The following is a 9,689-nucleotide window of genomic DNA, read 5'->3' as shown; positions in this document are numbered from 1 at the left end:
GCCACCCGCAGACACACGACATCCCCCATTCGGCCCACCACCCCCACCCCCTGCGCCCCCACCCGCGGCATCGTCGTAAGAGCAGCACGACTCGCTCGTACGGCATGAGGGAGGGGTGGACCCAGCGTGACCCGCGCGGAATCCATACGCCCCCGTACCCACGGCCCCCTGCCCGGCGCCACCGCCGGAGGCACCGCGCGGCGCCGTCGGCGCCGGTGGGCGTTGCGGGCCGGTGCCGGCGTCACCGTCGGCCTGCTCGCCGCCGCGGTCACCGCCGCCGTGCTCTACGCCAAGCTGGACGGCAACATCACCGCCGACGAGGCCGCCGCCCGCGAGCTCGCCCGGTACGAGAAGGAGCGCCCCACCGCCCTGACCAAGGATGCGCAGAACATCCTGCTCATCGGCTCGGACTCGCGCGCCGGCGGCGACAACGCCGCCTACGGCCACGACTCCGGCACCGAACGCTCCGACACCACGATCCTGCTGCACCTGTCCACCGGCCGGCACAGCGCGACCGCCGTCTCCCTCCCCCGCGACCTGATGGTCGACATCCCCTCCTGCCTCCTCCAGGGCGGCAAGGCCAAGGGCGACGGCGAACGCAGCGAGCCGATGTTCGCCATGTTCAACCACGCCTTCGAGATGGGCGGCTCCGCCTGCACCATCCGCACGGTGGAGAAGCTGACCGGCATCCGCGTCGACCACCACGTGGTCGTCGACTTCAGCGGCTTCAAGGAGATGGTGGACGCCGTCGACGGCGTCGAGATCTGCCTGACGAAGCCGATCCACGACAAGGCCGCCAAGCTCCGCCTCCCCGCCGGCCGCGTCACGCTGAACGGCGAGCAGGCCCTCGGTTATGTCCGCGCCCGCAAGTCCCTCGGCGACGGCAGCGACACCGACCGTATGGACCGGCAGCAGAAATTCCTCGCGGCGCTCGTCAACAAGGTCCGCAGCAACGACGTCCTGCTGAACCCGGTGAAGCTGTATCCCGTTCTGGACGCGGCGACCTCGTCCCTCACCACCGACCCGGATCTGGCAAATCTGCGTGGTTTGTACCAACTCGTGCGCGGACTGCGTGATATCCCCACCGAACACATCCAGTTTTTGACCGTTCCCCGTGAGTCGTACGTCTACAACGCCAATCGCGACCAGCTCGTGGAGCCCGAGGCGGAAAGGCTGTTCGATCTTCTGCGCCGGGACAGGCCGGTAAAAGTGACCGAGAACGCCCACTCCGGCTACAGCACGTACGGAACTGGTGACGCAACGCGCGACGGAAAGCACCCCGGCAGGCCTTCGGACGCCGAATCCCCCCAGCCCACGTTCCAGGGGAACACCGCCGCCCACGACACCTGCGAGTAAAGCGACAGCCAAGACGCCGAACTCGCGTTCCAGGAAATGAGGCAATTGCCCGCTTGTAGGGACGCGTAACGGGCGTGGAATGTGTCACGGCCGTCGCCCGATGTCGAACTTGCCGGATAGGGTGAGCGATCCGGTGCACCCGGCCACGAGGTCCGTCCTGGGGGTCGTGCAGGTCGTGCACTGTGAGACCGAGACCGGAGCGCCTGATGGGGGAAGGCGCGGCGTGGCCCCGACGGAGGATTCGGACAACCGTGGACGCGCAAGGCCGTGGGCGGGCGGAGAACATCGATCCCGCAGACCAGTGGGTGCTCAATCCGAACACCGGCGAATACGAACTGCGACTGACTCCTTCCGCACCGCAGTCGGCGGTTCCCTCGCCCCGTAGACCCCGCGGTCAGCGGGCGCCCGGCGCGGCCGGGCCGGGAACCCAGGGCGGAGCCCGCGGCGCGACCCGCGCCGCCGGCTCCGCGGCGCGCGGAAAGGCACCCGGCGCAGCGGCCGGCACCGCCCGGTCCCGCACCGCCGCCCCCTCCCCCGCACCGGACCGGGCCGCGCCGGAACGTGACGTCCCGTCACCCCGCAGGCGCCGCGGCGCTCCCCCGGAGCCGCTCCCGGGCCGGCGCGGACGGCGCCCGGCGAAGAAGAAGTCGAAGGCGAAGAAGGCCCTGATCTGGACCGGCGGGACGATGGCGTTCCTGCTGGTGCTGGTCGGCACCGCCGGCTATCTCTTCATCAAGCACCTTGAGGGCAACGTCAGCACCACGGACGTCGGCGACGCGGGGTCGAAGGGCTTCAGCAAGGACGAGGCCTTCAACATCCTGATCATCGGCACGGACAAGCGCACCGGCAAGGGCAACGAGGGCTACGGCGACAAGGGCAGCGTCGGCCACGCCGACACCAACATCCTGCTGCACGTGGCCAAGGACCGGACGAACGCGACCGCGATGAGCATCCCGCGCGACATGATCGTCGACGTCCCGGACTGCCCGACGATCCAGCCCGACGGCTCCACGAAGGTCGTCGCCGGCACGGACAACGTCCGGTTCAACACCAGCCTCGGCCAGGACGGCCGCGACCCGGGCTGCACCATGCGCACCGTGGAGGCGGTCACCGGCATCCACGTGGACCACTTCATGATGGCGGACTTCAACGCGGTCAAGACGCTGACGAGCGCGGTCGGCGGCGTCGACGTGTGTCTCGCGCACGCCGTCAACGACCCGAAGTCGCACCTGAACCTGTCCCAGGGCGAGCACACCATCGAGGGCGAGCAGGCGCTGGCCTTCGTCCGCACCCGGCACAGCTTCGGCAACGAGGGCGACCTGGACCGCATCAAGGTGCAGCAGCAGTTCCTCGGCTCGCTGGCCCGCAAGATGTCCTCCACGGACACCCTGACCAACCCCAAGAAGCTGTACAAGCTCGCCGACGCGGCCACCAAGGCGCTCACCGTCGACACCGGCATCGGCAAGGTCAGCACGCTCAAGGACGTCGCGCTGGAGCTGAAGAAGGTCCCGACGAAGAACATCACCTTCCTGACCCTGCCGGTGATCGACAACCCGGCCGAGAAGGTGCGCGCGACGGTCGTGCCGGACCCGAACAAGGCGCCGGAGGTCTTCGACGCCATCAAGGGCGATGTGTCCTTCACCGAGGTGAAGCAGAAGGAGAAGGCCGCCAAGGACGCCGAGGCGGCCCGGCTGCAGGGCACCCAGGCGCCCGCCGACGAGGTGCGGGTGCGCATCCTCAACGGCGGCGCGAAGGCCGGCTCGGCCTCGCAGACCCTGGCCTGGCTGCAGAACGACGCGGGCGTGCTGAAGTCGGAGAACGCGGGCAACGCGCCGGCCGAGGCGGCGAAGACGACGCTGGAGTACGCGCCCGACCAGGCCGCTCAGGCGCGCAAGCTCGCCGCGCTGATGGGCCTGCCGGGCTCGGCGCTCAAGCCGGGTCAGAGCGTCACCAACTCGCAGGGTCTGCCCACGATGACGCTGACGCTGGGCAAGGACTTCAAGGGGGCGGGGGTCTCCATGACGGCACCGGCGAAGGCGCCGGAGGTCGACAACCAGTCCACGGCCGACAAGGTTCAGTGCGCCAGTTGAGCGCAGCAGGGCCACCGAACGGGCCTGTCGTACGTCTAAGAGGGCGTAACGACAGGCCCGTTCGATGACCGACGAGGGTGGGGAGGGCAGCTGTGGCGCGCAGCGGCGTCCAGGGGGAGGTGCCCGCGGTCGAGGACACGATGTCCCTGACCACGCGGAAAGGGAGCGGGTCCGGCCGGGGCCGGGGCGGCCGCGGCACGGACCGCAAGCGGCGCAGACGGCGCGTGCTGCGCTGGTCGGCGACCGTGCTGGCGGTGGTGATACTGGGCACGGCGGCCGCCGGTTACCTGTACTACGAGCACCTCAACGGCAACCTGCGCAGCGGCGAGCGCAGCAGCGGCGACTCCAAGGCCCGCAAGGCGGAGCCGAACGCCGCGGGACAGACACCCCTGAACATCCTGCTGATCGGCTCCGACAGCCGTAACTCCGACGCGAACGTCGCCCTCGGCGGCAGCCGGGACAACCGCGGCAATCCTCCGCTGGGCGATGTGCAGATGCTGATCCACCTCTCCGCGGACCGGGAGAGCGCGTCCGTGGTGAGCATCCCGCGCGACACCCGCGTGAAGATCCCCCGGTGCACGGACCCGAAGACCGGCGAGGTCTTTCCGGAGACCGACCGCCGGATCATCAACGAGTCGCTGGCCCGCGGCGGTCCCGGCTGCACGCTCGCCACCTGGCAGAACCTCACCGGCGTCTACATCGACCACTGGATGATGATCGACTTCGCCGGTGTGGTGCGCATGGCGGACGCCATCGGCGGCGTCGAGGTGTGCGTCAACCAGAACGTGTGGGACCGCCCGCTGCCTGCGCAGAAGGGCGGCTCGGGGCTGAAGCTGACGGCCGGCCCGCACAAGGTGAAAGGCGTCCAGGCCCTGCAGTGGCTGCGCACCCGGCACGCCTGGGGCAGCGACCCGCTGCGCGCCCGCGCCCAGCACATGTACATGAACTCGATGATGCGCACGCTGCGGTCGCAGAACGTCTTCACCGACACCGGCCGGCTGATGGACCTGGCCGAGGCGGCGACCAAGTCGCTGCAGGTGTCGGAGGAGATCGGAACCGTCAAGAAGCTCTACGACCTCGGCATGCAGCTCAAGACCGTGCCGCCGGACCGGATCACCATGACGACGCTGCCCACGGTGGAGGACTCCCAGAACCGCGAGCACCTGGTGCCGGCCGGGGACCGGGCCGAGCAGATCTGGCGGATGATCCGCGGGGACGTGGCCTTCGACAAGAAGGGCGGGCAGTCCGGCGCCGCGAAGCCCGCCGAACAGGGCAAGCCGTCCGCCGACCCGGCCGCGCCCGACGCGCAGATCGGCGTGACCGTGCGCAACGGCACCCGGTCCGACGCGCAGGCCGCCGTGCCGGGCCGGGCCGCCACGATCGCGCAGGCGCTGGTGGGCAAGGGCTTCGCCCGGGCGGCGAAGGACACCGCGCCGCCCACCGCCGAGGCCGCCACCGTCGTCCGCTACCCGAGCGCCGATCTGGAGGGCGACGCCCAGCAGGTCGCCAAGGCCCTGGGGATCCCGCTGAGTTCGGTGAAGAAGTCCACCGACGTCTCCGGGGTCACCGTCGTCGTCGGCGCGGACTGGCGTGAGGGCACGGCGTATCCGGTGCAGCCGCCGCCCGCCGCCGGGGACCTGCCCGACGACGCCGACGCGCTGAGCGCGGACGACAGCGGCAAGTGCATGGACGTCTACAAGCCGTACCGCTGGTAGCGCGGGGCGGGACCGGCGGACGGGAGCCGTCCGCCGGCACAAAGGGAACTCTTACCCGGCTGCACGATGATGGCGCGCAGAACCGGCCGAGGGGGGCCGGCCGGGAGCACGGCCCAGGGGTGGGGAGGACGGGGAAGTGACCACGACGAGGAACGACGTGCAGGGGGACGGCACGCTCACCGGCGTACGCGGGACCGGGCGGCCGGGACCGCAGGAGGACGCACAGGAGCCGCAGCCGGCGGCGGCCGTCGAAGGGGCCGCCCCGCCCGGGGAGAGGACCGCCCCGCCCGCGCAGAAGGCCCCGCGCCCGCGCCGGCGCCGGGTGCTGCGCTGGACGGCGGCGACCGTGGCGCTGCTGGTGCTCGGCACGGCGGGCGCCGGCTACCTCTACTACCGGCACCTGAACGACAACATCAGGAAGGACGACCTCAACCTCGGCGACGCCAAGGACATGGCGCCCGCGCCGACGGCGAACGCGGCCGGGCAGAAGCCGCTGAACATCCTGCTGATCGGCTCGGACGCACGCGACACCAAGGAGAACCAGGAGCTGGGCGGCGCGAAGGAGACCTTCGGCGGCGTCCCGCTCGCGGACGTCCAGATGCTGCTGCACGTCTCCGCGGACCGCTCCAACATGTCGGTGATCAGCATGCCGCGCGACACGCTGCTGCAACTGCCCAAGTGCACCGATCCCGACGACGGCACGGTCTACGAGGCCACCAGCGGCCGGGTGATGACCAACACCTCCCTCGGCCGGGGCGGCCCGGGCTGCACGGTGGCGACGTGGGAGAAGCTCACCGACATCCACATCGACCACTTCATGATGATCGACTTCTCGGGTGTGGTGGCGATGGCGGACGCCGTCGGCGGAGTCCCGGTGTGCGTGGACGCCAACGTCTACTCCCACACCAGTGACGGCCACGGCTCCGGCCTGAAGCTGCCCGAGGGCACCACCCCGGTCAAGGGCGAGCAGGCCCTGCAGTGGCTGCGCACCCGCTACGGCTTCGAGGACGGCAGCGACCTGGCCCGCGCCAAGGCGCAGCACATGTACCTGAACGCGATGGTCCGCCAGCTGCGGCAGAACGCCACCCTGGGCAACCCGGGCGCGCTGCGGGCCCTGGCCGAGGCGGCCACGAAGGCGATCACCGTCGACGACGGTCTGGGCACCATCAAGAAGATGTACGACCTGGCGGTCGAGCTGAAGAAGGTGCCCACCGACCGCATCACCATGACGACCATGCCCAACCGCTATGTCGGCGCCCGCGTCGAGCCCACCGCGGACGCCGAGAAGCTGTTCCGCATGGTCCGCGACGACGTGGCCCTCGACGGCAAGGACAAGGGGAAGCCGGCCCCCTCCCCCAGCCCGTCCGCGGCCGCCGACCAGCCCGCGCCCGACGGCGAGATCGCCGTGCAGGTGCTCAACGGCACCCACACCGACACCCTCGCCCCGGCCCGCGGCCGGGCGTCCACCGTGGCGCAGCTGCTGAAGGACAAGGGCCTCACCGGGGCCGTCGCGGACCCCTCGGCGGCCGTCAGCGAGGCGAGCACGGTCGTGCGCTACCCGAGCGCCGACCTGGAGGGCGACGCCCGCCGGGTCGCGCAGCTGCTCGGCCTGCCGGCGGGCGCCGTGCAGAAGTCCACGGACGTGTCCGGCGTCACCCTCGTCGTGGGCGCCGACTGGCGCACGGGCTCGGCGTACCAGGTGCCGAAGGACGACGGGAAGACCCCGGAGTCGGCGCAGGCGATCAACGCCGCCGACGACAGCCAGTGCATGCACGTGAACCCGGCCTTCACCTGGTGAGGCCGGGTTCGGGGGTGGTGCTCAGCGCTGCGGTTCGCCGCTGAGCACCGCCGGGCGGCGGGAGGCGATGACCCTGCGCGCCAGCGACTTGGGGCTGGTCAGGAAGCCGTAGCCCCACGACATGTGCATGGTGGCCAGCGCGACGGGGATCTGCAGCCGCGCCTTGAGCGGCAGCCCCTTGCCGGCCGGCAGCGACCCGGCGGCGATCGCCGCGAGATAGCCTCCGGGGACCAGGAAGCCCCACGGCGTCAGGACGGCGCCGACGACGATCCCGGCGGCGATGGCGCACACCGCCGTCGGCGGGGCGAGGTAGCGCAGGTTGATGGAGCCGGCGTGGTAGCGGGCGACGACGTGCCGCCAACGGCCGTAGTCCTTGTACTGCTTGGCCAGCGCGCGCACCGAAGGACGCGGCCGGTAGGACACCTTCAGCTCGGGCGAGAACCAGATCAGCCCGCCGGCCTCACGGATGCGGAAGTTCAGCTCCCAGTCCTGGGCGCGGATGAACTCCTCGTTGTAGCCGCCCTGCTGCTCCAGCGCCTCGCGCCGGAACACCCCGAGGTACACCGTCTCGGCGGGCCCGGCCTGCCCGCCGGTGTGGAAGGCGGCGTTGCCGACGCCGATCTTCGAGGTCATCGCGGCGGCGACGGCGTGCTCCCAGTCGTTCTCGCCCTCGGCGTGCATGATGCCGCCGACGTTCTGCGCGCCGGTCTCCTGAAGGAGGCGCACGGCGGTGGCGATGTAGTTCGGGGAGAGCATGCCGTGCCCGTCGACGCGGACCACGATCGGATGCCGGGACGCCTTGATCGCCGCGTTGAGGGCGGCGGGCGTGCGGCCCGTCGGGTTCGGCACGGTGTGCACGCGGGGGTCTTCGGCGACGAGCTCGGCCGCGATCTCGTCCGTGCGGTCCGTGGAGGGACCGAGGGCGATCACGACCTCCATCTCGCCGGCGTACTCCTGCGCGAGGATCGCTTGGACGGCCCCGCGCAGATGCCGCTCCTCGTTGAGGACGGGCATGATCACGGACACGGCGGGGAGCTGCACGTCGGAGTTGGCGTTCATCGGTGCTCACGTTACCGCGAACGGGGGACAGCCTTGCGCGCCGCGTGAGCCGGTGACCGGGCAGCAGATCGTATGGACCTACCGTGCTCACGGATCCCGCGTACGGCCTCGTCCGGAGGTGTCCTTCTTGTCCAAGCCGCCCAGCCCGCCGCCGTCCCGGCCGCAGCGCCGTCCCAAGCCGTCCCGTGCGCCCCGGCCGCCCGCCGGGCGCCGCAGGCCACGCTGGGCCATGCGGGCGGTGACGACGCTGTCGGTCGTCGTCCTCGCCTCCGCCGGGATCGGGCACGCGGTGATCTCCAGCCTGGACGCGGACATCGCCCGGGTCGACCCCTTCAAGGACATGAAGAACCGGCCCCGCGCGGGCCACGGCATGAACGTGCTGCTGGTCGGCACCGACGGACGCGACAAGATCTCCCCCGACGAGCGCAAGCGGTACCACCTCGGCGGCGCCCCCTGCCACTGCACCGACACGATCATGATCGTGCACATCTCGGAGGACCGGGACCGGGCCAGCGTGGTCAGCCTGCCGCGCGACTCCTACGCCGAGACGCCCCCGCACACCGACGCCACCACCGGTGAGCGGCACAACGGGCACCCCGTCAAACTGAACGCCGCCTACGCGGAGGGCGGCCCTCAGCTGACCGTGCGCACCGTGGAGGACATGACCCATGTGAAGATCGACCACTATCTGGAGGTCGACTTCACCAGTTTCATGAAGACCGTCGACGAGCTGGGCGGGGTGAAGATCTGCACCGCCGAACCGCTGAAGGACTCCTACACCGGCCTCGACCTGCCCGCCGGCACCCACACCCTCACCGGCGGCGAGGCCCTGCAGTACGTGCGCTCCCGGCACATCGACGGCGCCTCCGACCTGGGCCGCATGAAACGCCAGCAGCGCTTCCTGGCCGCCCTCGTCGACCGGGCCACCTCCTCCGGGGTGCTGCTGAACCCGCTGAAGTTCCGCGACGTGACCCGGGCCGTGCTCGGCTCGGTGCGGGCCGACAAGGGCTTCGGCGCGGACGAACTGCTCGACCTCGGCCGCGCCATGCGCACCTTCTCCCCGTCCTCCTCGGAGTTCACCACGGTCCCCGTCGGGCAGGTCGGTTACGCGGTCAAGGGCATCGGCTCCACGGTGAAGTGGGACGACGCCAAGGCGGCCAGGCTGTTCGAGGCCCTGCGCGAGGACAAGCCGCTGGCCGCGCACCGCCCGCGCGCCACCACCGCCGCCCCGGTCGACGTCGAGGTCGCCCCGCAGCAGATCCAGGTCCAGGTGGAGAACGGCACCGCGACGGCCGGCCTCGGCCGCCGCGTCGACGCCGCGCTCGCCGCGGCCGGCTTCCGCACCACCGGCGCCCCGAGCAACGCCACCACCCCCGGCACGCGCCGCACGGTCATCCTCTACGACCCCCGCTGGGACCGCTCCGCCCGGTCGCTGGCCGCCGCGCTGCCCGGCAGTGAGCTGCGCCCGGCGCCCGGCCGGGGACCGCTGATGAAGGTGATCGCCGGCACCGACTTCCGGCAGGTCCGCAAGGTGCGCGCCGAGCAGCCGGGACAGGCGGAGGCGGCGGTGGTCCGGGGCAACGAGGTGGGCTGCGCGTGAGCGCGCGGCGGCCGGTGCCGCAGCTGTCGTAGGGACCTCCGATGGACGTGCGGCCCTGGGAGGCGTACCAC

The 9,689-nt window shown here is 71.5% G+C and carries 6 protein-coding genes; 5 read left to right on the top strand and 1 reads right to left on the bottom strand.

The window, feature by feature from the left end:
• Positions 1-168: 168 nt before the first annotated feature.
• The 4 genes from C3489_RS22290 (at position 169) to C3489_RS22275 (ending at position 6,959) form a co-directional block, all read left to right on the top strand.
• A complete protein-coding gene (locus tag C3489_RS22290; protein WP_374936764.1) occupies positions 169-1,356 on the top strand; it encodes an LCP family protein in 1,188 nt (395 codons plus the stop codon).
• Between the two features lie 251 nt (positions 1,357-1,607).
• Positions 1,608-3,446, top strand: coding sequence for an LCP family protein (locus C3489_RS22285; RefSeq protein WP_103783796.1), 1,839 nt, complete (start codon positions 1,608-1,610; stop codon positions 3,444-3,446).
• A gap of 140 nt (positions 3,447-3,586) precedes the next feature.
• On the top strand, positions 3,587-5,161 hold the full coding sequence (locus tag C3489_RS22280; protein ID WP_103783804.1) for an LCP family protein: 1,575 nt from the start codon (positions 3,587-3,589) through the stop codon (positions 5,159-5,161).
• Between the two features lie 136 nt (positions 5,162-5,297).
• Positions 5,298-6,959 carry an LCP family protein gene (locus C3489_RS22275; RefSeq protein ID WP_181139784.1) on the top strand — a complete coding sequence of 554 codons (1,662 nt, stop codon included), beginning with the start codon at positions 5,298-5,300 and terminating at the stop codon, positions 6,957-6,959.
• 21 nt (positions 6,960-6,980) lie between these two features.
• Here the strand turns inward: C3489_RS22275 and C3489_RS22270 are convergent, their stop codons facing one another.
• Entirely contained in the window at positions 6,981-8,018 is a 1,038-nt protein-coding gene (locus C3489_RS22270; RefSeq protein WP_103783795.1) for a glycosyltransferase family 2 protein, read from the bottom strand.
• 229 nt (positions 8,019-8,247) lie between these two features.
• Here C3489_RS22270 and C3489_RS22265 point away from each other — a divergent pair, with 229 nt between their 5' ends.
• Entirely contained in the window at positions 8,248-9,618 is a 1,371-nt protein-coding gene (locus C3489_RS22265) for an LCP family protein (protein ID WP_181139788.1), read from the top strand.
• Positions 9,619-9,689 lie beyond the last annotated feature (71 nt).

It is taken from the genome of Streptomyces sp. Ru71, assembly GCF_002920535.1.
In the GTDB taxonomy this organism is placed as follows: domain Bacteria; phylum Actinomycetota; class Actinomycetes; order Streptomycetales; family Streptomycetaceae; genus Streptomyces.
The sequence above is the reverse complement of the archived record's forward strand: the minus strand, read 5'-3'. Positions and strand labels throughout refer to the sequence as shown.

Bases quoted from the DNA above. Each gene is read 5' to 3' on its own strand.
- C3489_RS22265 (WP_181139788.1), top strand. From the start codon at position 8,248: ATGCGGGCGGTGACGACGCTGTCGGTCGTCGTCCTCGCCTCCGCCGGG.
- C3489_RS22270 (WP_103783795.1), bottom strand. From the start codon at position 8,018: ATGAACGCCAACTCCGACGTGCAGCTCCCCGCCGTGTCCGTGATCATG.
- C3489_RS22280 (WP_103783804.1), top strand. From the start codon at position 3,587: ATGTCCCTGACCACGCGGAAAGGGAGCGGGTCCGGCCGGGGCCGGGGC.